The 25788-nt window shown below is 72.8% G+C and carries 16 protein-coding genes and 1 pseudogene; 3 read left to right on the top strand and 14 right to left on the bottom strand.

Going from position 1 to position 25788, the window contains the following annotated elements:
• Nucleotides 1-9: 9 nt before the first annotated feature.
• From ACGF3J_RS02335 to proB, 5 genes are all read right to left on the bottom strand, one after another.
• Complete coding sequence (locus ACGF3J_RS02335) at nucleotides 10-1080, bottom strand: hypothetical protein (RefSeq protein ID WP_161328968.1); 1071 nt, start codon at nucleotides 1078-1080, stop codon at nucleotides 10-12.
• Nucleotides 1081-1164: 84 nt separating this feature from the next.
• Nucleotides 1165-1731, bottom strand: coding sequence for a hypothetical protein (locus ACGF3J_RS02330; protein WP_161328967.1), 567 nt, complete (start codon nucleotides 1729-1731; stop codon nucleotides 1165-1167).
• 79 nt (nucleotides 1732-1810) lie between these two features.
• Nucleotides 1811-3097 carry a glutamate-5-semialdehyde dehydrogenase gene (locus ACGF3J_RS02325; protein WP_393853415.1) on the bottom strand — a complete coding sequence of 429 codons (1287 nt, stop codon included), beginning with the start codon at nucleotides 3095-3097 and terminating at the stop codon, nucleotides 1811-1813.
• An 82-nt stretch (nucleotides 3098-3179) separates the two neighbouring features.
• The gene (locus ACGF3J_RS02320) at nucleotides 3180-3719 is read right to left on the bottom strand and encodes a hypothetical protein (RefSeq protein ID WP_393853458.1); all 540 of its coding nucleotides are present in this window, start codon (nucleotides 3717-3719) and stop codon (nucleotides 3180-3182) included.
• A 143-nt stretch (nucleotides 3720-3862) separates the two neighbouring features.
• Nucleotides 3863-4990 (bottom strand): glutamate 5-kinase, encoded by a 1128-nt coding sequence (gene proB / locus ACGF3J_RS02315; RefSeq protein ID WP_161327052.1) that lies wholly within the window; start codon nucleotides 4988-4990, stop codon nucleotides 3863-3865.
• Nucleotides 4991-5177: 187 nt separating this feature from the next.
• Here proB and ACGF3J_RS02310 point away from each other — a divergent pair, with 187 nt between their 5' ends.
• Entirely contained in the window at nucleotides 5178-7349 is a 2172-nt protein-coding gene (locus tag ACGF3J_RS02310) for a hypothetical protein (RefSeq protein ID WP_393853414.1), read from the top strand.
• A gap of 24 nt (nucleotides 7350-7373) precedes the next feature.
• On the opposite strand, the gene galE is transcribed toward ACGF3J_RS02310, so the two are convergent.
• The gene (gene galE / locus ACGF3J_RS02305) at nucleotides 7374-8345 is read right to left on the bottom strand and encodes a UDP-glucose 4-epimerase GalE (RefSeq protein WP_161326881.1); all 972 of its coding nucleotides are present in this window, start codon (nucleotides 8343-8345) and stop codon (nucleotides 7374-7376) included.
• A 343-nt stretch (nucleotides 8346-8688) separates the two neighbouring features.
• On the opposite strand from galE, the gene ACGF3J_RS02300 reads away from it, so the two are divergent.
• Complete coding sequence (locus tag ACGF3J_RS02300; protein ID WP_393853413.1) at nucleotides 8689-10923, top strand: CDP-glycerol glycerophosphotransferase family protein; 2235 nt, start codon at nucleotides 8689-8691, stop codon at nucleotides 10921-10923.
• Nucleotides 10924-10946: 23 nt separating this feature from the next.
• Entirely contained in the window at nucleotides 10947-14510 is a 3564-nt protein-coding gene (locus ACGF3J_RS02295) for a CDP-glycerol glycerophosphotransferase family protein (RefSeq protein ID WP_393853412.1), read from the top strand.
• A 77-nt stretch (nucleotides 14511-14587) separates the two neighbouring features.
• On the opposite strand, the gene ACGF3J_RS02290 is transcribed toward ACGF3J_RS02295, so the two are convergent.
• The 8 genes and pseudogenes from ACGF3J_RS02290 to ACGF3J_RS02255 all read right to left on the bottom strand — a co-directional run.
• A complete protein-coding gene (locus ACGF3J_RS02290; RefSeq protein WP_393853411.1) occupies nucleotides 14588-16627 on the bottom strand; it encodes a glycosyltransferase family 4 protein in 2040 nt (679 codons plus the stop codon).
• A 190-nt stretch (nucleotides 16628-16817) separates the two neighbouring features.
• The gene (gene obgE, locus ACGF3J_RS02285) at nucleotides 16818-18254 is read right to left on the bottom strand and encodes a GTPase ObgE (RefSeq protein WP_161332376.1); all 1437 of its coding nucleotides are present in this window, start codon (nucleotides 18252-18254) and stop codon (nucleotides 16818-16820) included.
• A gap of 110 nt (nucleotides 18255-18364) precedes the next feature.
• Complete coding sequence (gene rpmA, locus ACGF3J_RS02280; protein WP_015033582.1) at nucleotides 18365-18619, bottom strand: 50S ribosomal protein L27; 255 nt, start codon at nucleotides 18617-18619, stop codon at nucleotides 18365-18367.
• 14 nt (nucleotides 18620-18633) lie between these two features.
• On the bottom strand, nucleotides 18634-18954 hold the full coding sequence (rplU, locus tag ACGF3J_RS02275) for a 50S ribosomal protein L21 (RefSeq protein WP_003976204.1): 321 nt from the start codon (nucleotides 18952-18954) through the stop codon (nucleotides 18634-18636).
• Nucleotides 18955-19226: 272 nt separating this feature from the next.
• Nucleotides 19227-23192 (bottom strand): Rne/Rng family ribonuclease, encoded by a 3966-nt coding sequence (locus ACGF3J_RS02270; protein ID WP_393853410.1) that lies wholly within the window; start codon nucleotides 23190-23192, stop codon nucleotides 19227-19229.
• Nucleotides 23193-23467: 275 nt separating this feature from the next.
• A complete protein-coding gene (locus ACGF3J_RS02265) occupies nucleotides 23468-24244 on the bottom strand; it encodes a TIGR03936 family radical SAM-associated protein (protein WP_393853409.1) in 777 nt (258 codons plus the stop codon).
• A 48-nt stretch (nucleotides 24245-24292) separates the two neighbouring features.
• Nucleotides 24293-25315: a hypothetical protein gene (locus ACGF3J_RS02260; RefSeq protein ID WP_393853408.1), complete on the bottom strand. Its 1023-nt coding sequence runs from the start codon at nucleotides 25313-25315 to the stop codon at nucleotides 24293-24295.
• Nucleotides 25316-25352: 37 nt separating this feature from the next.
• A pseudogene (locus ACGF3J_RS02255) lies at nucleotides 25353-25788 on the bottom strand (esterase); the annotation flags it as partial.

Below are 25788 nucleotides of genomic sequence, written 5' to 3'. Positions count from 1 at the left end.
GCGGGGACGTCACACCTTGGGCTGGGCGCTCGCCGCGAGGGTCCCGCACAGGGCGGCGGCGTCGCCCGAGGTGTACGGGTCGGTGCCGGCGGGGGCGCCGGTCCCGGCCGTCTGGCCGGCGAGCAGCGGCCGCAGGTGGTTCGCCGAGTCCTCGGCGCAGGAGAGCGGCCCGGCCTGGACGTAGGAGGCGACCAGCTGCGTCTGGTGCAGGCGCAGGTCCTCCCGGTCGTAGCGGAAGGTCAGCTCGCGCCGGACGGTGAACAGCGACGTCCCGGCCCGCTGGTCACCGGCCGGCCGCAGTGCGTAGACCATGGTGTGGTCGGCGGTGACCTCCAGGGTGGACGCGTCGGTCTCCAGGGCCCGCAGGCTGCCGTTCACCCGGATCTCGGGGTCGGCCAGCTCGGCCCGGAGTGGGTCGAAGCGCACCAGCCACCCGGTGGGCGCGTGCCGTCCGTCGGCGGTGGGCTGCTCGAAGCTCTCGTCGAACTGGTGGAGCTGGTCGGGATCGAGCAGGACCCGCACGGAGCGCACCTCCCGGCCGCCCAGCACGTCCGGGTCCAGCGCCGAGCGGACGATGTAGTTCTTGGCGGTGGTCAGCGCGTTCAGCACCTGGTCCTCGGAGAAGTGCGCCGTGCGCCGGGCCCCCGGCAGCGGGACGCCCTCGGCGGCGGTGCGGAACCCCGCGGCGGGACTGTGCTCGTAGAGGAAGCCGGCGTCGTCGGCGCCGGGCACCCTGCCCCGGGGTGCGAGCGGGACGACCGTCATCCGCACCGGCTCCGCGGCACGCTGCGCGGACGGGTTCTGGTACGGGTGCCGTACGCCCATGTAGATGGCGGTGCCGAAGGCCACGGCGATCAGGACGACGAGGACGAGCGCCTGCCGGGAGAGGCCGGCCCGGCGCAGCGGCGGGCGGCGGCGGACGGCGGGGGCGTGGTCGGTGATGCGTTCCTGGGCGGAGAACTCCTGGAGCCGGGCAGCGCGGACGAACGACTCGTCGAAGACGACGGATCGGTATTCGTCCTCTCCGCCGCCGGGGGCGCCCTCGGGCGTCCCTCCGGGCGGATCGCCAAGCCCTGCCATACCTTCAGGGTAGGTCGGCGGAAGGTCGCGTAAACGCGCCGGTGCAGGTCAAGTTGGGACAGCTTCGGGCCGTGGGACGGCAGGTCAGGGGCTGCTCGGAAGCACCGGGACGGCGGGCTGCGAGTAGTCGGCGGAGGCCGAGGGGGTCACGGAGCCGCCCTGCTCGGGGCCGGTCGACGCGGGTGGCGGCACCTGCTGCGTGCCGCTGCCCGAGGACGCTCCCCGGTAGACGGCCGCGAAGGCCAGTGCGACCATGCCCACGCCCATCACGAGGGCGAGTATCCAGGCGACGGGCCGGTGCCAGCGGACCTGCTTGCCGGACGCGGGAGGGGCGCCGTAGGGGCGGTCCAGGAGGTCGCGGTCGTCCGGGTCGTCGAGGTCGGGATCATGGCCGAAATCGCCGTACCCGTCGTCGTAGCGGTCGGCTCTGGTGCGGCCGCGGCGGGCCGCCTCCGCCTCGGTGGCCTCGGCGCGGGCCTGCGCGGCGGCCAGGAGGCGCTCGACGGCGGTCGGCTCGTGCACCGCGGCCGCCCGTACGAAGGCCTCGTCGAAGACCACGGAGGCGAACTCTTCGTCCGACACCCCGCGGTCGTGTTCGTCGTCGGGCTCCCAGCCGTCGGGAAACGGCGTACCCCCCACGTCCTCCGGCACGGATCCAGAGTAGACCTGGGGGGTCGTTTTGGGCAGACGGCCGGGAAATTCGTCCGTTGGGTGGGATGCCCCGATCGTGTCAGCGCCGTACGTGCCCGTCGCCGGTGACGATGTACTTGGTGCTGGTCAGCTCGGGCAGCCCCATCGGGCCCCTGGCGTGCAGCTTCTGGGTGGAGATGCCGATCTCGGCGCCGAAGCCGAACTGGCCGCCGTCGGTGAAGCGGGTGGAGGCGTTCACCGCGACCGTGGTGGAGTCGACCAGCTGGGTGAAACGGCGGGCGGCCTGCTGCGAGGTGGTCACGATGGCCTCGGTGTGGCCGGAGGTCCACAGCCGGATGTGCTCGACGGCCTTGTCGAGGGAGTCGACGACCGCCGCGGCGATGTCGTACGACAGGTACTCCGTCTCCCAGTCCTCCGGGGTGGCCTCGACGGCCGTCACCTTGGAGTCCCGGGCGTACGCCATCACGCGCTCGTCGGCGTGCACGGTGACCCCGGCCTCCGCGAGGGCGTCCAGGGCGCGGGGCAGGAAGTCGGCGGCGACGTCCTGGTGCACCAGGAGGGTCTCGGCGGCGTTGCAGACGCCGACCCGCTGCGCCTTGGAGTTGACCAGGATCTCGACGGCCGTGTCGACGTCGGCGAGCGCGTCGACGTAGACGTGGCAGTTGCCGGTGCCGGTCTCGATGACGGGGACGGTGGACTCCTGGACGACGGTGTTGATCAGCGAGGCGCCGCCGCGCGGGATGAGGACGTCGACCAGCCCGCGGGCCCGCATCAGCTCGCGCACGCTCTCCCGGCTCTCGCCGGGCACCAGCTGGACCGCGTCGGCGGGCAGCCCGGCCCCGCCCACGGCGTCGCGGACCACCCGGACCAGGGCGGTGTTGGACTGGTAGGCCGAGGAGGAGCCCCGCAGGAGGACCGCGTTGCCGGACTTCAGGCAGAGGGCGGCGGCGTCGACGGTCACGTTGGGCCGGCCCTCGTAGATGATGCCGACCACGCCGAGCGGCACCCGGACCTGGCGCAGGTCGATGCCGTTGGGAAGCGTGGAGCCGCGCACGATCTCGCCGACCGGGTCGGGCAGCGCCGCGACGTCGCGCACGTCGGAGGCGATGGCGCGGACCCGCTCCGGGGTCAGGGTGAGCCGGTCGATGATGGCCTCGCTGGTCCCGGCGGCGCGGGCCTTGGCCACGTCCTGCGCGTTGGCCTCGACGATCTCGCTGGTCCGCACCTCCAGCGCGTCCGCGACGGCGAGCAGCGCGTCGTCCTTGACGGCCCGCGGCAACGGCGCGAGGTCGGCCGCGGCGGCCTTGGCCCGGTAGGCGGCCCGGGTGACCGGGGACATCGAGTCGTACGGCGAGAGCGTGGTCATGGGGGAAGCGTAGTGGGCCGGACCGGGGCGATCACCGGGTGTCCCAAACCCCGAGACATGCAACGGACAGTGGCGAATGCCGCTAAAAGGGATGTACCCCCACCGGCGTCGCCGGTGCCGGGCCGTACCCCGCCGCGATGCGCTGGTGGTAGGTGGCCCGGTCGATGACCTCCAGGCCGACGATCTCCCACGGCGGCAGTCCCGCGGTCTGCCGGTGCTCGCCCCACAGGCGCAGGGCGACCGCGGCGGCGTCGTGCAGGTCGCGGGCCTCCTCCCAGTACCGGATCTCCGCGTGGTCGTCGGCGTACCTGCTGGTCAGCAGGAAGGGATGGTCGTGTGCGAGCTGTTCGAGGGCGCGACGCACCTCGGTGAGGGGTGCGCGGGCGCCGGAGACGCTGAGGGTGACGTGCCACAGACGCGGGGTGTGCCCGGGGTCCTCGCCGCGGAACCGGTCGCCGGCCGCGACGCTGGTCAGGGCGCGTTCCTCACCGGGTGCGCGGGCGCCGTTGCGGGGGCCGCCGGTACGGGCGCCGGTGCCGCCGCGGGAGCCCGAGCCGCCGCGGGAGGCGGTACCACCGCGGGAGGCGGTACCACCGCGGGACGCCGCCGGCCCAGGGCGCACTCCGCTCACGACGGCCTCCTTCACACACACGGCTGGCCCGGCGGTCGGCCGGGTCCGTCCCTGGGAAAAGTTGAGCAGGCCGCGCGGGCTCGCGGGGCGGTTTTGCGGAACGTCCACCGCCGATTCGGGGACGTTTCGACCTATTACGGGTGCAGGATCACCAGATCGTCCCTGTGTACGACCTCTCGTTCGTACGCGGGTCCCAGCTCGCGGGCCAGCTCGCGGGTGGAGCGGCCGATCAGCAGCGGGATCTCCTTGGCGTCGAAGTTGACCAGGCCCCGCGCGACCGCCCGTCCGGTGCCGTCGCGCAGCTCGACGGGGTCGCCGGCGGCGAACTCGCCCTCGGCGCCGGCGATTCCGGCCGGGAGCAGCGACTTGCGGCCCTCGACGACCGCGCGCACCGCCCCGTCGTCGAGGATGAGCGCCCCGCGCGGGGTGGAGGCGTGCTGGAGCCAGAGCAGCCGGTCGGCGAAGCGCCTGCCGGTGGCGTGGAAGTAGGTGCCGGTGTCGCCGCCGGCCAGGGCGTCGGCGGCGTGGACCGCGCTGGTCAGGACCACCGGGATGCCGGCCGCGGCGGCGATCCGGGCCGCCTCGACCTTGGTGACCATGCCGCCGGTGCCGACCCCCGCCTTGCCGGCGCTGCCCATCTCGATCTCCGCGAGGTCGGCGGGGGCGTGCACCTCGGCGATCCGCGAGGTGCCGGGCCTGCTCGGATCGCCGTCGTAGACGCCGTCCACGTCGGAGAGCAGGACCAGCAGGTCGGCCCGGACCAGGTGGGCGACGAGGGCGGCGAGCCGGTCGTTGTCGCCGAAGCGGATCTCGTCGGTGGCGACGGTGTCGTTCTCGTTGACGATCGGAAAGGCGCCCATCGCCAGCAGCTTGTCGAGGGTGCGGGAGGCGTTGCGGTGGTGCGCGCGGCGGCTCATGTCGTCGCTGGTCAGCAGCACCTGGCCGACGCGGACGCCGTAGCGGGCGAAGGAGGCGGTGTAGCGGGCGACCAGCAGGCCCTGGCCGACGCTGGCGGCGGCCTGCTGGCGGGCCAGGTCCCGGGGGCGGCGCCGCAGGCCCAGCGGGGCGAGCCCCGCGGCGATGGCGCCGGAGGAGACGAGGACGATCTCCCGCTCGCCACCTGAGCGGACCTTGGAGAGGACGTCCACCAGGGCGTCCACGCGGTCCGCGTCCAGGCCGCCCGACGCGGTGGTCAGCGAGGAGGAGCCGACCTTGACGACGATCCTGCGGGCCTCGCCCACGGCCTGCCTTGCCCCTGCCACGGTTGCCGTCCGCCTCTCCCGTTCGACGCGCGCGAACCCCGCGCTCGCCAGGCAATCTACGCGAAGGGGAGCCCGCCCTGCGCCGCGGTCCAGGCTCCGGACAGGGCTGCGGGGCACCTCCGCGCGGGGGCTCGCGTCAACACGCGCGTGTCGTCGGGAGGCCGCCCGGCGTTAACCCGGATGTCCGATGCGCGACAAGCCTGGAGCGACCGCAGTGCCCCTCTCTCTGCCCCGCCCCCGCCTCCCCCGCCCCTCCCGCCTCCGCCGCCCGCGCCTGCCCGGCCGGCGGACCGTGGTGAAGCTGCTCGTCGTGGGCGTCCTGGCGGCCGCCTTCGCCGCCCAGGCGGTGGGCGCGCTGCTGCCGCACGTGCCGCTGCTGCTCGCCGCGACCGCCGGTTCGCTGGCCGCCGAGGGGGTGCTGTACCGGTGGCAGCGCGGCATGGTGTCGCTGTTCGCCAAGTCGCACGCCGACGTCACGGTCCGGCACGTGCTGCGGGACCTGCTGCTCGTGGTCGGGCTGCTGCGGCTCGGCGAGCAGCACCGGGAAGGGGTGTACGCCCCGCTGGTCGCCGCGCTGCTCCTCTTCTACGGGCTGCACTGGGCGGTCCAGGCGGTGTCCGTGCTGGTCCGCCGCACCCGGACGCTGCCCGTGGTGACCCGGAACATCGACGCCTCGGCGCTGCGGCTGACCCCGGCGCCCCCGCTGCTGCTGCGCCGCCCCGGGCACCGGCTGGCGGTCTTCGGGCTGCCGGCGTCGGCCGGGCTGCTGGCCACGGCGGTCGCCGACGCGCCGGTGTGGGGCGCGGCGGGCCTCGGGCTGTCCCTCACGCTGGCACTGGCCGGTCTGTGCGCGCTGCTGACGCGGCTGCTGCCGGGGCGCAGGCCCGCCGGTGAGCAGGAGGTGCTCGACTGGTTCGAGGCGTGGCTGGCGGAGTACCGGCCGACGGTCGGCCTGTACTTCTCGGGCGGGGCGTCCTCGGCGTACCAGGCGAACATGTGGCTGGAGCCGCTGGCGCGGCTGGAGGGGCGGCCGGTGATCGTGCTGCGGGAGCGGTTCATGGTGCAGCGGATCGCGGCGACGGACATCCCCGTGGTGTGCCTGCCGAAGGTGTCCACGCTGATGCGCCTGGAGCACTCCACCCTCCGGGTCATGCTGCACCCCTCGAACTCCGGGAAGACCTCGCAGGTGCTGCGCATCCCCACCATCAAGCACGCCTTCGTCAATCACGGGGAGAGCGACAAGCTGTCCTCCTGCAACCCGTACGCGAAGGCGTACGACGAGGTGTGGGTGGCCGGTCCCGCGGCGCGCGAGCGGTACGCGCTGGCGGAGGTCGGCGTCGAGGACAAGGACGTGGTGGAGATCGGCCGCCCGCAGCTCGGCGCCGTACGGCCGCACGCGGGGCCGCCCGCGCCGGGGGCCTTCACGACCGTGCTGTACGCGCCGACCTGGGAGGGCTGGGACGGCAATCCGGGCAACACGTCGGTGGTCGAGGCGGGCGAGCACCTGGTCCGGGCGCTGCTCGCGGACCCGGCGGTACGGCTGCTGTACAAGCCGCATCCGCTGACGGGGTCGGTGGATCCGCGGGCGCGGGCGGCCGATCTGCGCGTGCGGGAGCTGGTGCGGGCGGCGAACCGGGAGCGGGGCGGGCCCCGCCCTGCGCCGTCGGCGGCGGCCGGGCTGGCCCGGCGGACCGCGGAGCTGGACCGGCTCACCGCGCCCGGTTTCCGGTCGGCCGCCGACCAGGCGGAGCGGATGCTGCGCGGTCCGGCTCCGGCGTCCGGGCGGGCGGAGGCGGTGGCGCGGGCGACGGCCGCCTGGGAGGTGGCGTACTGGGCGTCGCTGCCCGAGTGGGAGCACCAGGTGGTCACGGACTCCCGGCCGCCGCTCTACGCCTGCTTCAACCGGGCGGACCTGCTGATCAGTGATGTCTCCAGCGTGATCAGCGACTTCCTGGCGAGCGGCAAGCCGTACGCGGTGGCCAACACCAGCGGGCTGGCCGAGGACGTGTTCCGCAAGTCGTTCCCGACGGTGGTGGCGGCGACCGTGCTGACGCCGGACGCGGCCGGGGTGCCGGACCTGCTGGAGGCGGTCCGCCACCCGGAGCTGGACGAACTGGCCGGGGAGCGCGCCGCGTTGGCCCTGCGGCTGCTGGGCCCGGCCGGGCCGCCGCCGCAGGAGCGCTTCGCGGCGGCCGTGCGGTCGCTGTGCACGGCGGCCGGGGAGCACCGGGCGCGCATGGCCGAGCGGCTGGCCACGGAGCTGCCCCTGCCCGGGCCGCGGCGCGGGCCCGCCCAGCGGCCCACGGCGTCCGCCGGCACGCCGCACGCCGGGCGGACGGAGCCGCGGGGCCGCGCCTGAGCGCCGCGGCCGCGCGGCCGGACGTCAGCCGTGCCGGTGGCGCCAGCCCTGCCAGGCGGACTCGATCATGGCGTCCAGGTCGTGCCGGGCCGTCCAGCCCAGTTCCTCGCGGGCGCGGTCGGCGGAGGCGACGACGCGGGCCGCGTCGCCGGGGCGGCGGGGACTCACCCGCGGGGCGGTGTCCTGCCGGCCGGTGACCTTGAGGATGCGGTCCACCATCTCGCGCACCGAACTGCCCTCACCGCGCCCCACGTTGAGGGTGAGCGCGGTCCCCTCCGGGGCGTCCGCCAGGCGCCGCGCGGCCGCGAGGTGGGCCGCTGCGATGTCCTCTACGTGGATGTAGTCCCGTACGCAGGTGCCGTCGGGGGTGGCGTAGTCGTCGCCGAAGACGCGCGGGGCGTCGCCCGCCTCCAGGCGTTCGAAGACCATCGGGATGAGGTTGAAGACGCCGGAGTCGGACAGCTCGGGGGCGGCCGCGCCCGCGACGTTGAAGTAGCGCAGCGAGGCGGCCCGGATGCCGTGGGCCCGGGCGGCGGCGTTGATCAGCCACTCCCCGGCCAGCTTGGTCTCGCCGTAGGGGCTCAGCGGCAGGCACGGGGTGTCCTCCGTGACGAGGTCCACATCGGGCATGCCGTAGACGGCGGCGGAGGAGGAGAAGACGAGGCGGCCGACACCGGTGGCCGTCATGGCCTCCAGGAGGGTCGCGAGGCCCGTGACGTTCTCCCGGTAGTAGTGGAGCGGCCGCTCCACCGACTCCGCGACCTGTTTCTTGCCCGCGATGTGCACCACGCCTGTCACAGCATGGTCACGAATCGCGCCCTCCAGGAGGGCTCCGTCGAGCACGCTGCCGACCACCAGCGGGACCCCGTCGGGGACGCGGTCGGTGCTGCCGGTGGACAGGTCGTCGTAGACGACGACGTGTTCCCCGCCGTCGACGAGGGCGCGCACCACATGCGCGCCGATGTACCCGGCTCCGCCCGTGACCAGCCAGCTCATCCTCATGCCTCCCAGGTCTTCGTCACTGGGTGCAGACTCGTCCGTGGGCCCCGGAAAATCGAGTCGGGCACATGGGACGGAATACGACGGAAGTCGGTAAAGAGGACAGGGGGGCCGAATGTGAGGAAGTTCTCCGGGTGCTTCCCCGCGGCCGATTCGAGCGGCCGATGGCGGCCATTTCCGGTTGTGGCAGGGCACAGAGTGTCCGGCTACCGTGCCCACGGAAACTCCGCGTGAATCCTTTACGCTGATGCGGCGGCGCGCTCCAGGCCCAACGATGCCCGGAGCGCGTTCCGGTTCCAGCCCGCGGTCCCCTGGTCAGATCTCGGAACAGGTTGTAAGGATGCCCAAGCTCTCTCTCGTTGTCCCCGTGTACAAGGTGCAGGGCTATCTGCCCGAGTGCCTTGACTCCGTACTCGGGCAGGACTGCACGGACTTCGAGATCATCGCGGTCGACGACTGTTCGCCGGACGGGTCCGGTGCCATTCTCGACGAGTACGCGAAACGAGACTCGCGGATTCATGTGATTCACCTCACGGAAAACGTGGGCCTGGGGCGTGCGCGCAACGCCGGTCTGGAAAAGGCAAGTGGCGATTACGTGTTGTTCCTGGACAGTGACGACACACTGTCCGACGGCGCGTTGTCGGCCATTGCCGCCCGGCTGGAGGCCACCGGCAATCCCGAGATCCTGGTCTTCGACTACGCGCGTACCTACTGGGACGGCCGGGTCCGCCCGAACCTGCGGGCCGACCTGCTCAAGGAGGAGGGCCCGGACTCCTTCCCCCTCTCCGAGCGGCCCCGCCTGCTCGACCTGCTCCAGATCGTGTGGAACAAGGCGTACCGGCGCGACTTCGTCACCCGGGCCGGGCTCACCTTCCCGCCCGGGTACTACGAGGACGCCCCCTGGACGTTCTGCTCCATGATCAGCGCCGAGCGGATCGCCGTACTGGACCGTGTCTGCGTGCACTACCGGCAGCGGCGCGAGGGCGGCAACATCCTCAAGACGGTCAGCCGCAAGCACTTCGACGTCTTCGACCAGTACCAGCGGGTCTTCGACTACCTGGACGCGCACGAGGAACTCGCCGAGTGGCGCGGCCCGTTGTTCCGCAAGATGGTCGACCACTACCTGACCATCCTGGAGCGGCCGGGCCGCCTGCCGCAGGACGCGCGGGCCGAGTTCTTCCACCGCGCCTCGGCCGACTACCGGGCCCGCGTGCCGGGGGGCTGGACCCGCCCGGCCGGCGGCCGCGGCCACAAGTACGGGATGCTGGAGCGCGACGCGTACACGACCATGGTGAGCGCGCTGGCGGCGGTGAAGTTCCGCCAGCGGGTCAAGACCCGCACCCGCACCGCGCTCAACCGCTCCAAGCGGAGCGCGATGGGCGCCTTCTACCAGTCGCAGCTCAGACTTCCGCTGGACGACAACCTGGTGCTGTTCTCCGCCTACTGGAGCCGCAGCGTCTCCTGCAACCCCGCCGCCATCGACGCCGAACTGGCCCGGCTGGCCCCCGGAATGCGCCGCGTGTGGGCGGTGCGCGCGGAGAACGCGCACCTGGTGCCCAAGGGCGTCAAGGTCGTCCGGGTGGGCTCCCGCGAGTACTGGGCGGCCCTGGCCCGCGCCAAGTACCTCGTCAACAACGTGAACTTCGCCGACTCCGTGGTCAAGCGCGAGGGCCAGATCCACGTGCAGACCCATCACGGCACGCCGCTGAAGACCATGGGCCTGGACCAGCGCAAGTACCCGGCCTCCACCGACATGGACTTCGAGAAGCTCCTGGAGCGGTGCGACCGCTGGGACTACAGCATCAGCTCCAACCGGTTCTCCACCGTGGTCTGGGAGCGGGTCTACCCCTGCTCGTACACCACGCTGGAGACCGGCTACCCGCGCAACGACGCCCTCGTGAACGCCACGCCCGAGGACGTGCGCGCGGCCCGTGCGGCGCTGGGCCTGGCCGACGGCGCCAAGGCGTTCCTGTACATGCCGACGCACCGCGAGTACCAGCCGGGCTTCACCCCGCCGCTGGACCTGGCCCGGTTCGCCGGCGAACTGGGACCGGACGTGACCGTCCTGGTGCGCGGCCACTACTTCTACGGCAGCTCCTCCCCGCACATCGCCGAACTGCGCCGCACCGGCCGGATCGTCGACGTGTCCGGGCACGGCCGGGTGGAGGACCTGTACCTCGCCGCCGACGCGCTGATCACGGACTACTCCTCGGCGATGTTCGACTACGCGGTCCTCGACCGCCCGATCATCAGCTACGTCCCCGACTGGGACGTCTACTCCGCGGTGCGCGGCACCTACTTCGACCTGCTCCAGGAACCGCCCGGCGCGGTGGCCACCACGCAGACGGAACTGCTGCGGCTGCTCGCCTCCGGCGAGTACGACAGCCCGGAGACGACCGAGCGGCGGGACGTCTTCCGCCGGCGTTTCTGCGAATTCGACGACGGACACGCAGCCGAACGCGTCGTACGGCGCGTCTTCCTCGGTGAAGAGAGCCAGCTGCCCGTCGTTCCGTTCGACGAACGCCACCACGCCCCGACCCCCGCCCAGGCGCTCGAACTGGTCGAGCGGGCCTGACCCCGAAAGGAGATCACCAAGCCATGGCCCCTCGGCTCAGTGTCATCGTCCCCATCTACGACGTGGAGCGTTACCTCCCCGCCTGTCTGGACTCGCTCGCGGCGCAGACCTTCCGCGACTTTGAGGTCCTGATGGTGGACGACGGTTCACCCGACGGCTCCGCCGCCATCGCCGAGGAGTACGCCTCCCGCGACTCCCGCTTCAAGCTCATACGCAAGGAGAACGGCGGCCTCGGCGCCGCCCGCAACACCGGCATGGCGCACCTCGCGCCGGAGTCGGAGTTCCTGACCTTCGTCGACAGCGACGACCTGATCCCGCCGGACGCCTACCGGCTCATGGTCGGCAGCCTCGACGAGAGCGGCTCGGACTTCGCGACGGGCAACGTCTTCCACCTCAAGGGCGAGAAGTCCTGGCAGGTGCCGCTGATGCGGATGCTGGCCGGCGAGGCCCGGGTGCGCACCCACATATCCCGGTACGCCAAGCTGGTCGCCGACCGCATCGCCTGCAACAAGGTCTTCCGCCGCACCTTCTGGGAGAAGAACGGCTTCGCCTTCCCCGAGGGCCGGCTGTACGAGGACACCCCGGTCACCATGCGGGCCCACTACCTGGCCGAGAGCGTCGACGTCATCTCGGAGCCCTGCTACTACTGGCGGCTGCGCGAGGGCGAGTCCGCCCCGTCGATCACCCAGCGCCGCACCGACCCGGCGGGTGTGCGCGACCGCACCACCTCCGTCATGGAGATCAGCGCCTTCCTCGCCGACCAGCCCGGCGAGACCTTCGCCCGTCTCAAGCGCGAGTACGACACCCGCGTCCTCCGCGACGACCTGCGGCTGTTCCTCAACGTGGTGCCGGACGGCGACGAGGAGTACCGCACCGAGTTCCTGCGCTCGGCCAACCGCTTCCTCGACAGCATCGACCCCAAGGTCGTCATGGACCTCCCGGCCGAACTGCGCGTGCAGTGGCTGCTGGTGCGCAAGCACCAGATGGAGGAGCTGATCGCCCTGCTGGCCGGCCAGCGCCGCAAGGAGACGCCCGAGGTCAGCGGCCTGCTGCGCAAGTACGCCTCGTTCCCCTCCCTGGAAGGTGCCGATCTGCACCTGCCCAAGGAGGCGCTCCGCATCGACCAGCACCTGACCATGCGCGCCCCGCTCCAGGAGGTCAGCTGGTCCGGCGACAAGCTCGTGCTCTCGGGCAACGCCTGGATCGACAAGATCGACCTGCCCTCGCGCAAGGCCTCGGTCAAGGTGCTCCAGCTGCGCAAGGACCGCTCCCGCCGCCGCATCCTGCTGCCGGCCCGCAACGTGCCGCGCCCGGAGGTCACCACCGACTCCGGCCAGGACCGCTACAACTACGACTGGGCCGGCTGGGAGGTCACCATCGACCCCGCCAGGCTCCGCAAGGGCGGCGAGTGGCAGGAGGCCGTGTGGCACGTGGGCCTGGGCATCTTCGCCTCCGGCCTGGTACGCCGCAACGCCGTCCACTCCAGCGGCGGCGCGGCCTGCAACTTCCCGCCGTACCACTGGCTGAGCCCCGACTTCCGGCTGCTGCCGTCCGTCGAGCGCGGCGCGCTGAAGCTGCGCATCGAGAAGGTCCGCGCACTGATCACCGGGCGCACCCTGGAGGACGACCGGATCAAGGTCACCGGCGAGATCCGCGAGCCCCTCACGGCGGACGAGCAGGTCGTCCTGCGGGTCAAGAACCAGAAGGGGGCCGAGACCCTCGAGTACCCCGTCACGGTGGCCCGCGAGGGCGGCAGGCAGACGTTCTCGGTCCAGGTGCCGGTGGCCGACGTGGCGCTGGTCTTCCACGAGGGCGTCGACGAGATGGCGCAGCCCGAGAAGCGGACCTGGTCCACGGTGCTGGTCGCGACCGGCCCGCAGGGCAAGGAGCGCCGCTTCGGCACCGTGATGCAGGAGGGCCTGTCCGACGTCGAGTTCCCGCTGCCCGCCTCCCTCGGCCACCAGTCGCGCCTGGTGGAGCTGGCCGTGGTCGCGGGTCACACCGGCTTCCTGAAGTTCTCCGGCCGCACCCGCCGCGCCCTGATCGACACGGCGACCGTGCGCGACGGCCGGATCGCCCTCACCGGCCACGCCGACCCGCGGCTGTCCGGCTCCCGCTTCCTGCTCAAGCCGCGCAACCGCTACGAGGAGCGCTTCGTCGAGACCCGCTGGCTCGACGACGGCCGCTTCGAGGTCTCCTTCGACCCCTCCAGCCTCGGCGGCGACGGCAGTGTCCCGCTGCGGGCCGGCCGCTGGAACCTCTTCCTGCGGCCCGACGAGGAGGGCACGCCCGACGTGCCCTTCGTGGTCGACCGGCTGGCCTCGGACTCGTTCCCGGTCCAGGCCGAACTGGGCGGCCGCCGCTACTGGCTGGAGAACCGCTGGGGCGACTTCCCGCAGCTCAACGCCCGCTCCGAGCTGAGCGACCTGGAGCGCGGCCCGTACCGCCAGCGGGAGCTGCGCAGCGAGGTGTACGAGCCGCTGTTCCAGCAGCCGCTCAAGGACCAGGTCTTCTACCTGAGCTACAACGGCAAGCAGTTCTCCGACAGCCCGCGCGCGATGTACGAGGAAGTGGTGCGCCGCGGCCTGGACGTCAAGCACCTGTGGGCGGTCCGTGACGGCCAGGTCAACCTGCCCGACGGGGTCGAGAAGATCCGCATGTGGGGCAAGGAGTGGTACGAGGCGCTGGCCTCCAGCCGCTACATCGTCACCAACGGCCACCTTCCCGACTGGATCGTGCGCCGCCCGGGGCAGTCGATCGTGCAGACCTGGCACGGCACGATGCTGAAGAAGATCGGGCACGACATCGACACGCTGCACTTCGACCGGCGCTACCAGGAGAAGCTGGCGCTGGAGGCGAAGCAGTGGAGCCTGCTGGTGTCCTCCAACCGCTTCAGCACGCCGATCCTGAAGCGGGCGTTCTCCTACGACGGTGAGATCCAGGAGGCGGGCTACCCCCGCAACGACTACCTGTACTCGCCCGAGCGGGACGCGATCGCCGCCCGGGTCAAGAAGGCGCTCGGGCTGCCCGAGGGCAAGAAGGTCGTGCTGTACGCGCCGACCTGGCGCGACGACCAGTCGCACAGCGCCGGGCAGTACCTGTTCGACCTGCGCATCGACCTGGAGGACGCCCAGCGCCGCCTCGGCGACGACCACGTCCTGCTGATCCGCCGCCACTCCAACGTGGTGGACGCGGTGCCCGGCGCGGGCAACGGCTTCGTCTGGGACGCCTCGGAGTACCCGGACATCGCCGACCTGTACCTCGCGGCGGACATCATGATCACGGACTACTCGTCGGTGATGTTCGACTACGCGCACCTGAAGCGCCCGATGCTGTTCTTCACGTACGACCTGGAGCACTACCGGGACACGCTGCGCGGGTTCTACTTCGACTTCGAGCAGGACTCCCCCGGTCCGCTGATCGGCAACTCCAAGGAGCTGGTCGACGCGATCCGCGACATCGACCAGGTGCAGGCGGAGTACCAGGAGCGGTTCGACCGCTTCCACCACCTCTTCTGCGACCTGGACGACGGCAACGCGTCCGCGCGGGTCGTCGACCGGATGCTGGAGCAGGCGCGGGAGAGCTGACCGCGCGGATCACACGAAAGGGCGGGGCCCGGAGGAGACGATCCTCCGGGCCCCGCCCTTTCGGCGTCGCGCGCGGGTCAGAGCCGCACGGTCTTCACCGCGAACTGGCAGGCGGCGGTGAAGTAGGGCCGCAGCTCCGTGCGCCGCCGGGTGGGCGGCAGCGGCGCGGGCGTCTGTCCGAGGGCCCGGCGGGACTTGCGCACGGCCCGGGTCAGCACGGTCGGCGGGGCCGCGGCGGCCTCGCTGAGCACCGGACGCGGGAAGGTGAACACGTTGATCGGGGCCAGCACGTCGGTGGCCAGCTTCGCCAGCTGCACGCGGGGCGCGCCGGCCGCCGTGCGCAGGAAGAAGTCCCAGATCACCTCGGGTTCGTCGGCCTCGGTGTGCGCCCGCACCAGCGCCGCGCAGTCGATGTCGACCGCGACCCGGCCGTCGCCCTCGGCGCGCAGCGGGAAGGTCAGCACCCGCTCCTTGTCCTTGCGATGCACGGCCTCCACGACGGCGTCCGCGGTGGCCTCGGCGCCCCACAGCTCCGCCTGGACGGCGATGGTCCGCTCGTCGACCCTGACCGGGCCGACCTCGGCGTGGGCGTCGCGCAGGGCGCTGCGCAGCCGCAGTCCGCCGTCCTCGTGCATGTGCGGCAGCAGCAGCGCCAGGGAGGGCCCCTGCGGGCGCGGCAGTTCGACGGCGAGCAGGTCGCGGGTGTCGCAGCCGTAGCCGTCGGTGCCCAGCGCCACCTCGCGGTCGCCCTCGCGGCTGGCCAGGGTCAGCTCCCAGGTGCCGTGCGGTACTCCGGCGTCCCAGGGCACGACGGCGTCGCCGGCGGCGGAGAACGGGAAGCGGTGCTCCTCGGTGCCGGCCCCGCCCTTGCGCAGGACGAGGTCGGCCTGTCCGGCGCTCGGCGGCAGCGTGCCCACGGCGACGTGCACCGAGCCCTGCCGGTCGACCCGGGCGGTGGCGTGGCGGGGCAGTTCCTTGCGGGCGAGGGCCTCCCGGAGGATGGCCTCGAAGCGCTCGCGGCTCGCCCGCTCGTGGAAGCGCTCGGCGTTGCGGATGCCCGCGGCGGACATCTTGAGCCGCAGTTCGTCGTCCTGGACCAGGCTGCGGATCGCGGCGGCCATCGCGTCGACGTCACCGCGCGGGACGATCAGGCCGTCCTCGCCGTCGGTGAGGATGTTGCGCGGCCCGTGGTCGGCGTCCGTGGCGACGACGGGGAGCCCGGCGGCCATCGCCTCCACGACGACGTTGCCGAACGCCTCGCGCTTGGAGGGCAGGACGAAGATCGAGCCCTTGCCGAACTCCGGGGTGACGGGCGAGGTCTGCCCCATCAGCAGGATGCTGTTGGACAGCCCCAGTTCCTCGATACGGGCCCGGAGCTTCTTCTTCTCGGCGCCGTGGCCGTAGATGCGCAGCGTCCAGTCCGGCGCGTCGGCGTGGACCCGGGCGAACGCCTCGATCAGCAGGGCGTGGTTCTTGTTGTCCGTCAGGTGACCGGCCGAGACCACGACCTTGTTGGTGCCGGTGGACCGGATGGTGGAGGCGGGCACGCAGTTGGGCATCACCGCCAGGCGGTTGCGCACCGCGGGCACCTGCCGGGCGATGGCGGCGACCTCCTCCGGGGTGAGCGCCGTCAGGGCGTGCAGGTACCGGTAGGCCGGGAAGAGGCGTTCCTTGATGTCCGTGGCGTAGATGGCGGGCATCGAGTGCTCCTGGGTGACCTTCAGGTAGTCACCGCGGGCCTGCGCCAGCATGATCGTGTTGCGTGGGCTGGAGCTGACGATCACGTCCGCGTCGGTGGTGTCGAAGTACTCGAGGAGCCGCAGTTCCGCGAGCCTGCTCACCACCGGCGTCTTGGCACCGGCGTTCAGCGGGTAGATCAGCGGGAACTTCTCGGACAGCGGGTTGTCCACGTCGGAGACCGGGGAGTCCGGACGCATGTCGCTGAGCACCCGGACGGAGACCCGCGGGTCCAGCGGGAAGTAGGACTCGTCGCGCACCTTGCGCAGCGCGACGATCTCGACGTCGTGCCGTTCGGCGAGCGCCCCGGCGAGGTTCTGCGTCGCGCTGACCACGCCCCCCATGTGGCAGAGGTCCCGAACGAGAAATGCGATCTTCACTTTGCTGCTTCTCTCTGCTTCCGGGGACGGATGGTCAGTCCGCTTCCCCGCCCCGGGCCACGCACAGTGGCCACACCCTCCTCACAAAGTACACATGGCTGCTCGACAGCGGATCACGGCCCTGCCACACCTGTGTAACCCTGCGAACAGCAAGATGCCGTCCGCAGGGCTTCGGTTCCAGAGGGCGGGCTCAGAACGGCTCGAAGCCGTCGAACTCCCGCTCCGCGTCGTCCCGTTCGGCATCCCGGTCGCGGCGGCGCTGGGCGGCCGGCCGGGGGGCCTCGAAGCGGTGGTCCTCGCCTCGGCGGCCGAGCATCTCGGCGCCGGCCGTCACCGTCGGCTCCCAGTCGAAGACGACCGCGTTGTCCTCGGGGCCGATCGCCACACCGTCGCCGTTGCGGGCGCCGGCCTTCATCAGCCGGTCCTCGACGCCGAGGCGGGCGAGCCGGTCGGACAGGTAGCCGACGGCCTCGTCGTTGTTGAAATCGGTCTGGCGCACCCAGCGTTCGGGCTTCTCGCCGCGCACCCGGAACAGGCCGTCCTCCTCGCGGGTGACGGTGAAGCCGGCTTCGTCCACGGCCTTGGGCCGGATGACGACCCGCGTGGCCTCCTCCTTGGGCCGGGCGGCACGCGCCCCGGCCACCAGCTCGGCCAGAGCGAAGGACAGCTCCTTGAGGCCCATGTGGGCCACCGCGGACGCCTCGAAGACGCGGTAGCCGCGCTCCTCCAGGTCCGGGCGGACCATCTCGGCGAGGTCCTTGCCGTCGGGTACGTCGATCTTGTTGAGGACGACGATCCGGGGCCGGTTGTCCAGGCCGCCGTACTCCCGCAGCTCGGCCTCGATGACGTCCAGGTCGGAGAGCGGGTCGCGCTCGGACTCCAGCGTCGCCGTGTCCAGGACGTGCACCAGCACGCTGCACCGCTCCACGTGCCGCAGGAACTCCAGGCCGAGGCCCTTGCCCTGGCTGGCGCCGGGGATGAGACCGGGGACGTCCGCGACGGTGTAGACGGTCTCACCGGCCGTCACCACGCCCAGGTTCGGGATGAGCGTCGTGAAGGGGTAGTCGGCGATCTTCGGCTTGGCAGCGCTCAGTACGGAGATCAGCGAGGACTTGCCGGCGCTCGGGTAGCCGACCAGCGCCACGTCGGCGACGGTCTTCAGCTCCAGGTGGATGTCCTGGAGGTCGCCGGGCTCGCCGAGCAGCGCGAAGCCGGGCGCCTTGCGCCGCGCCGAGGCCAGCGCCGCGTTGCCGAGGCCGCCCCGGCCGCCCTGCGCGGCGACGTAGGAGGTGCCGTGGCCGACCAGGTCGGCGAGGACGTTGCCCGCCTTGTCGAGGACCACGGTGCCGTCGGGAACGGGCAGGACCAGGTCCTGGCCGTCCTTGCCGGCGCGGTTGCCGCCCTCACCGGGCTTGCCGTTGGTGGCCTTGCGGTGCGGCGAGTGGTGGTAGTCGAGGAGCGTGGTCACGGACTGGTCCACGGTGAGGATGACGTCGCCGCCCCGGCCGCCGTTGCCGCCGTCCGGGCCGCCGAGCGGCTTGAACTTCTCCCGGTGGACGGAGGCACAGCCGTGGCCTCCGTTACCCGCGGCGACGTGCAGCTCGACGCGGTCCACGAAGGTGGTCATGGGATGTGCCTCCAGTTACTGCTTACTGCGGGGATGTCTCTTGGGTAACACGCGAAAGGCGGACCCGCTTCCCCTCGGGGAAGTGAGGCCCGCCTCGCGAAAGTGTCCGGTCAGGCGACCGGGACGATGTTCACGACCTTGCGGCCACGGTGGGTGCCGAACTGCACCGCACCGGCCTGCAGGGCGAACAGCGTGTCGTCGCCGCCACGGCCGACGCCGGAGCCCGGGTGGAAGTGGGTGCCGCGCTGACGGACCAGGATCTCACCCGCGTTGACGGCCTGACCGCCGAAGCGCTTCACGCCGAGCCGCTGGGCATTCGAGTCGCGACCGTTCCGGGTGGACGATGCGCCCTTCTTGTGTGCCATGTCTCCTCAGTCCCTTACTTCGCAGCCGCGGGGATCTCAGTGACCTTGATCGCCGTGTACTGCTGGCGGTGGCCCTGACGACGGCGGTAGCCGGTCTTGTTCTTGTAGCGCAGAATGTCGATCTTCTGGCCCTTGTGGTGGTCCACGATCTCGGCCTGGACCTTGATGCCGGCCAGCACCCACGGGTCGCTGGTCACAGCGTCGCCGTCGACGACGAGCAGGGTCGAGAGCTCGACCGTGTCGCCGACCTTGCCGGTGGAAATCTTGTCAACCTCAACGATGTCGCCGACAGCAACCTTGTGCTGGCGACCACCGCTGCGCACGATGGCGTACACGCGGATCTCACTCTCTCGCTCGGGAACGGCACCCCCGCAGTCCAGCCACCCGGTGACACACGGACAGCCTCTCCCGGCCGTGGCCCGCGAGGGCCCGTACCCGGAAGGAAAGAGGTTTACGGGGATGTGACGCGTCACTCGACACGCCGACGCTCAAGATTACGGGGCCGCACGACAGGGGTCAAACCGGGCCCCTGTCCGCCCGCGCACCGTGGCCCCGCCCGCCCGGATGCCGGGCGAACGGGGCCACAGGGTCTGCGACGGGTGCCGGATCAGCCCTCGTCGGTGGCGGCCGTGACCGAGGACGGTGCCTGCTGCGCCGCGGCCGCGGTCTTCTTCGACGCCGTCTTCTTGGCCGTGGTCTTCTTGGCGGTCGTCGTCTTGGCCGCCTTCTTGGCCGTGGCCTTCTTGGCGGTCGTCGTCTTCTTGGCCGCGGTCTTCTTGGTGGCGGCCTTCTTCGCCGTCGCCTTCTTGGCCGTCTTGCGGGCCGCCGCCTTCTTGGCCGGGGCGGCCTCCTCGGCGGCCTCCGCGTCCGACGCGACCTGCTCGGCCCGCTCCTCCTCCGGCCCGGCCGACGGGACGACCATGACGGCCGCCTCCTCGGACGCGGTGGGCGCGGTGGACTTGCGCACCGCCCGGCGGCGCGGACGGGCCGGGGCCGCCTCCTCGACGGCGGGCTCCGCGGGGGCCTCGGCGGGCACCTGAGGCGCCTGCTCGGCCTGCGCGGTCTCGGGCACCGTCAGCACGGCGGCCTCCGCACCCGCGGGCGAACCGGCCGGTGCGGACACCTTCCGGGTGGCCCGGCGGCGGGTACGGCCCTTGGGCGCGGCCTCCTCGGCGGCGGGCGCCGGCGCCTCGGCGGGTGCCGTGACGTGGCCGCCGGCGACCGCGTCCTCGACGGCCGCGGGCTCGGCCAGCACCTCGGCGGCGGGCTCGCGCCGCACGGGACGCTCGACCTCCTCCCGCACCGTGACGTCCTGCGCGGTCGGGCCCTCGGCGGGCGCGGGCTCGCCCTTGCCGGCCTTGGGCGCGCCCGCCGGGGCCGACGCCCGACGGCTCGCGCGACGCCGGCCACGACCGCGCGTGGCGGCCGCCTCGGCCTCGGCGGCGCTGCTGTACAGCTCCTCGTCCGGGGTGAAGTCGGGCTCCGGGAGGGCGACCGGCTCGGCCACCTCCGCGGCGACCTCGGTCTCGGACTCGGTGTCCGCCTCCTGCTCCGCCGTCGGACCGGTCTCGACGCCGGCCACGGCCTCGTGCTCGTGCGGCTGGTCGGCCCCGGCACGCGCCCGCTTGCGGCGCTTGCTCCCGCCACCGCCGCCACCGGCCGCGGTCGGCTGGTCGAGGTGGACGATGACACCGCGGCCGTTGCAGTGGACGCAGGTCTCCGAGAACGACTCGAGCAGGCCCTGGCCGACCCGCTTGCGGGTCATCTGCACCAGACCCAGCGAGGTCACCTCGGCGACCTGGTGCTTCGTACGGTCCCGGCCCAGGCACTCGAGCAGGCGCCGCAGCACCAGGTCCCGGTTGGACTCCAGCACCATGTCGATGAAGTCGATGACGATGATGCCGCCGAGGTCGCGCAGCCGGAGCTGGCGCACGATCTCCTCGGCCGCCTCCAGGTTGTTCCTGGTGACCGTCTCCTCCAGGTTGCCGCCCTGGCCGGTGAACTTGCCGGTGTTGACGTCGACGACGATCATCGCCTCGGTCCGGTCGATCACCAGCGAACCGCCGCTGGGCAGCCAGACCTTGCGGTCCAGCGCCTTGGCGAGCTGCTCGTCGATCCGGTACGTCGCGAAGACGTCGACCTCGCTGGTCCACTTCGACAGCCGGTCGGCGAGGTCCGGCGCCACGTGGGACACGTAGCCGTGGATGGTCTGCCAGGCGTCGTCACCGCTGACGACGACCTGGGAGAAGTCCTCGTTGAAGATGTCGCGCACGACCCGGACGGTCATGTCCGGCTCGCCGTAGAGCAGCGTCGGCGCGTTGCCGCCCTTGGCCTTCTTCTGGATGTCCTCCCACTGCGCCTGGAGCCGCTCGACGTCGCGGCGCAGCTCGTCCTCGCTGGCGCCCTCGGCCGCGGTGCGCACGATGACGCCCGCGTCCTCGGGGACGATCTTCTTGAGGATGGTCTTCAGCCGGGACCGCTCGGTGTCGGGCAGCTTGCGGCTGATGCCGGTCATCGAGCCCTCGGGCACGTAGACCAGGTAGCGGCCGGGCAGCGAGACCTGGCTGGTCAGGCGGGCGCCCTTGTGGCCGATCGGGTCCTTGGTGACCTGCACCAGGACCGACTGGCCGGACTTGAGGGCGGACTCGATGCGCCGCGGGCCGTTCGCCATGCCCAGCGCCTCGAAGTTGACCTCGCCGGCGTACAGGACGGCGTTGCGGCCCTTGCCGATGTCGATGAAGGCGGCCTCCATCGACGGCAGCACGTTCTGCACCTTGCCGAGGTAGACGTTGCCGACGTACGAGGTGGCCTGCTCCTTGTTGACGTAGTGCTCGACGAGCACGCCGTCCTCCAGGACGCCGATCTGCGTGCGCTCGCCGTGCTGGCGCACGACCATGACGCGCTCGACGGCCTCGCGGCGGGCCAGGAACTCGGCCTCGGTGATGATCGGCACGCGCCGGCGGCCCTGCTCGCGGCCCTCGCGGCGGCGCTGCTTCTTGGCCTCCAGGCGGGTCGAGCCCTTGATGGACTGCACCTCGTCGGAGGGCTCGCTCTTCTCCCGCGGCGGGCGGGGCTCGCGGACCTTGACGACGGTGCGCTCGGGGTCGTCGGTGGACGCGTCGCCGTCCCCGGAGCCGTCCCCGGCCCGGCGGCGACGGCGGCGACGGCGACGGCTGCTGCTGGAGCCGCCACCGTCACCGGCGGACTCCGCGCCCTCCTCGGCGTCGTCCTCGGCCTGCTCGGCGGTGTCCGCGGCGTCCTGATCGGCCTGGTCGGCCTGATCGGCGGCGGTCTGCTCGCCCTCGCCGTCGTTCAGGTCGCCGTCGGCGGAGTCGCCGCGGCGACGACGACGGCCGCCCCGGCGCCGGCGGCGGCGCGAGCCGGACTCCTCGGAGCCGTCGGCGTCGTCGTGGTCCTCGCCCGACTCGTCGGAGTCGTTGTCGGTGTCGGAGTCGGCGCGGGCGTCGGTCTCCCGCTCGTCCTGCGCGGCGGCGGGCGTCCGGTCCTCGGTGCCCTCCTCGGCGCCCCTGCGGCGGCGACGGCGACGCGACCCAGCGGCCTGGTCCTCGGACTGCTCCTCGGCCACCTCGGCGGGCTTCGCCGGCTCGGCACCGGCCGCCTCGGCGGCGGCTTCGGCGGCGGCCCGCTCGGGCGTCTGGAACTGCGGCTCGGCGAAAACGGGCGCCTGGAACACGGCGACGGCGGGCCGGGACGGGCGCTTGGGCGCGTCGGCGTCGTCGGAGGCGGCGGCGGTCTGCGCCGGCGCGGCGAAGCCGCCGGCCGCCTTACGGGTGGAGCGGCGGCGCGCACGGCGCGGAGCGGCGTCCTCGGCCGGCTCGGCGGGCGCGGCAGCGGAGGTCTCGGCGTCCTTGGCGGCCTCGGGGGCGGCTTCACGGACGGGTTCGGGGGCGGGCTCGCTCACCTCGGCGGCGGCCTCGGCGGGCGCCTCGGCCGGGGCCGTCACACGGCGCGTGGCCCGACGGCGGGTGCGGCCCTTGGGCGCGGCGTCCTCGGCGTCCGTCACGGCGACGGGAGCGGCGGCGGGCTCGGCGTCCGCGGCGGCGGTGGGCTCGGCGGGGGCGGCCGCTGCGGTCTCGGCGGCGGCCGGCTCGGCGGGCGTGGTGACGCTGCGCGTGGCCCGGCGGCGGCTGCGGCGCGGCGCGGGGTCCTCGGTGACCTCACCGGCCTCGGCGACCGGCTCGGCGACGGGCGCCTCGGCACCGGAGGGCGCCGCGACGACGGTCTCGGCCGCCTCCGTCGACGTCGGGGTGCCGGCGGGCGCGGAGGCGCGGCGGACCGCACGGCGCCGCGGCCGGGCGGGGGCGGCCTCGGGGGCCGGAGCGGCGGCCTGCGCGGCCTCCGTCTCCTCGGTCTCTTCCGCCTCGTCGGTCGCGGCGGTCACCTCGGCGGGCGCGACGGTCTCGGCCGGCGCGTCGGAACCGCCGGACGGCGGGCCCGCCGGGCGGGAAGCGGCCCTGCGCCGACGGCGCGGCGGCAGGGTGTCGCTCGGGGTGTTCGACTCGGAGTCGGTCGAGGCGGTCGACGACTCGGTGGGTTCGGTCGGTTCGAGCATGCGGGGCTTTCTCCCGTCAGGCTCCCGGGCGCCGCACACCAGGCCCGGCGTCGATCTGATCGACCGCCGGTGACGTCCGCGGCTCGCGCGGTGCGCGTCGCCGCCGTCCGGGGCGCGGGCGCCGCTCGGAAGCTCTCCGTGTCTTGTCTCGCCGGTTCCGTACCCCTTGGCGGGTACGGCCTGGCGAAAGTCTTGTGGTCGGTGCGCTGCCCGACCCAGGTGGCTCCCGAGTTCGAGGGCGGCGCTACGACGTCCGTCCTTGAGCGGAACCTTCCCTACGCGGGCGCCTTCGCGGCGGCGGGAGCGGCGGCCGGTTGCGGCTCGGGCGCTTCTGCCTCGCGGTCGGGCGCGAGCGGGTCGGTCACCGCACCGGTCTCTTCATCGAACAGCCCCTGCGCCAGCCTGGTCACCGCTGCGGGGACCGGCGGCGCCAGGTCGGCCACGGCGCGAAGACCGGACAGGACGTCGTCGGGTCGTACGGCAGGCGTCACGTGCCGAACAACCAGCCGCAGTATCGCACAGGGCTGGTCGGTCGGCCTATCAGCCGGTGAACCGTGCGTGGTGGCGCTCTCCAGGCTCGCGACGGCGGAGCGGGCGTCGAAGGTGCGGACGCCGTTCTTGGTCCGGCGCTGGACCTCCACGTCCGGGGCCGAGTTGAAGGCCGCCACGGCGCGCTCGGCGTCCGCGGGCTCCACCCCGTCCAGCCGCAGCTCCCACACCGATGCCGTCAGCCGGTCGGCGAGCCCGGAGGTCCGGGCCTCGACCGCGTCGACGACGTCGAGCCCGGCGGGCAGCGACGCGTCGAGAAGCACCTTGAGCTGCTCCGGGTCACGCGCCGCGGTGAGCGCGATCTCCAGGTACTCCGCCTCACTGCCCGTGCCGGTGGGTGCGGCATTGGCGTACGACACCTTCGGGTGGGGCGTGAACCCCGCCGAGTACGCCATGGGCACCTCGGCGCGGCGCAGCGCGCGCTCGAAGGCACGCTGGAAGTCACGGTGGCTGGTGAACCGGAGGCGGCCGCGCTTGGTGTAGCGCAGTCGAATGCGCTGCACCGCGGGTACGGGCGGCGGGCCTTCGGGCTGTCGCTTGCCCAGTGTCGTTCAGTCCTTCGTGAGAGCGGTCGTACTACTACCAAGAGTACGTGCCTCGGCGACGGATGGTTCCCGCCGGTCGACCGGCCGCGGCTTCGCGGGCTCCCCGAAGAGGGCCCGGCGTACGTCGGCGCGGGTCTGCCGCACGGTCAGCCGGGCGGCGGCGAGAGCCTGCCGGGTCACCCGCCCGGCGGCACGTCCGGCGTCCGCCAGGGGCCGCAGGACGGTGTCCCGCACGGCGTGGCCCACCGGGGTGAGCACGCTCCGGTACGCCCAGCGGGCCGGTTCGGCCACGGTCCACCGCCACAGGGTGCCGAGGAACCGCCCGAAGGCGCGCGAGACGTACCCCGCGATCCGCCAGGCGTGCCCGAGGGCGTCCACGACCTCCCTGCCGATCACCGCGAGGACCCGGCCCACCGGGGTGAGCACCCACCGCCACAGGGCCAGAGCGGGCAGGACCACCAGCACCCGGGCGGTCCAGTAGAGGACCGCGCCGACACCGGTGAGGACCGCGCCGACACCGGTGGCGATCATGCCGAGACACCAGGCGAGCCCTCTCCCGCACCACGCGAGCGCGTGACCCACCGGCGTGAGCAGCCAGGCGTAGAGCCAGGCGGCGGGTACGACGACGAGGTACCGCCCCAGCCAGGCGAGAGCCGCGTACAGCCCGCGCCCCGCCGGCGTCAGCACCCTCCGGTACAGCCACACCGCCGGCACCACGAGCAGCACGCGCCCGAGGAAGGCCACGCCCTTGCCCAGCGGCACGACGGCGTACCGCCAGATCCCGACCAGCGGCCACACGAACAGGAGCCGCCCGAGCCAGGCCAGCGCCCGTCCGGCCGGGCGGAACACGGTGTCCCGCAGGAACCGCCCGGCGACGACCAGCACGTCCCACGCCATGCGTACCGGTACGACCAGCACCAGGGCGACGATCCGCACCGGAACGCGGACCGCCGCGGCGACGCACCCCTCCGGGTCCGATCGCCGCGGCGGCTCCTGCGGACGGCCCTCGGGCCGCTTCTCAAGCTCCATACCGGCACAGACGCCGAAACGCCCCGCCCGGATGCGGTCAGGTGAGTTCGCTGCGTCCCCAGCTCCAGCTGCCGAACGCGGAGCTGTCCCACTTGCGCACGGGCCCACCGAACCCGGAACCGTTGCTGGTCAGCGTCCACAGGGCGGTCCGACCGACCCCGTCACTCCCCTGGCCGTTGTCGTACAGCACACCCACGTCACCACGACCGTCACCGTCGAAGTCGCCCGACGTCACCTTGGACCGCTCCCAGTCCCAGCTGATCGACCCCGCGCTGTCCCAGACCTTCACGGGCTTGCCGAACCCGGAGCCATTACTGGTCAGCGTCCACAGCGCGGTCCGATTGGCCCCGTCACTCCCCTGCCCGTAGCCGTACAGCACACCCACATCACCACGACCGTCACCGTCGAAGTCACCGGCAACCACCTTCGACCGACCCCAGTCCCAACTACCGCCCGTAGTGCTGTCCCAGACC

Source organism: Streptomyces sp. NPDC048171, from assembly GCF_043202655.1.
Lineage (GTDB): Bacteria > Actinomycetota > Actinomycetes > Streptomycetales > Streptomycetaceae > Streptomyces.
Note: the sequence above shows the minus strand (reverse complement) of the source record. Positions and strands in the feature narration are given on the sequence as shown.

Excerpts from the sequence above, each read along its gene's own strand:
- ACGF3J_RS02260 (WP_393853408.1), bottom strand. The coding sequence starts at position 25,315 with ATGGAGCTTGAGAAGCGGCCCGAGGGCCGTCCGCAGGAGCCGCCGCGG.
- ACGF3J_RS02295 (WP_393853412.1), top strand. The coding sequence starts at position 10,947 with ATGGCCCCTCGGCTCAGTGTCATCGTCCCCATCTACGACGTGGAGCGT.
- ACGF3J_RS02325 (WP_393853415.1), bottom strand. The coding sequence starts at position 3,097 with ATGACCACGCTCTCGCCGTACGACTCGATGTCCCCGGTCACCCGGGCC.
- ACGF3J_RS02335 (WP_161328968.1), bottom strand. The coding sequence starts at position 1,080 with ATGGCAGGGCTTGGCGATCCGCCCGGAGGGACGCCCGAGGGCGCCCCC.
- ACGF3J_RS02310 (WP_393853414.1), top strand. The coding sequence starts at position 5,178 with ATGCGCGACAAGCCTGGAGCGACCGCAGTGCCCCTCTCTCTGCCCCGC.
- rpmA (WP_015033582.1), bottom strand. The coding sequence starts at position 18,619 with ATGGCACACAAGAAGGGCGCATCGTCCACCCGGAACGGTCGCGACTCG.
- obgE (WP_161332376.1), bottom strand. The coding sequence starts at position 18,254 with ATGACCACCTTCGTGGACCGCGTCGAGCTGCACGTCGCCGCGGGTAAC.
- ACGF3J_RS02300 (WP_393853413.1), top strand. The coding sequence starts at position 8,689 with ATGCCCAAGCTCTCTCTCGTTGTCCCCGTGTACAAGGTGCAGGGCTAT.
- galE (WP_161326881.1), bottom strand. The coding sequence starts at position 8,345 with ATGAGCTGGCTGGTCACGGGCGGAGCCGGGTACATCGGCGCGCATGTG.
- ACGF3J_RS02270 (WP_393853410.1), bottom strand. The coding sequence starts at position 23,192 with ATGCTCGAACCGACCGAACCCACCGAGTCGTCGACCGCCTCGACCGAC.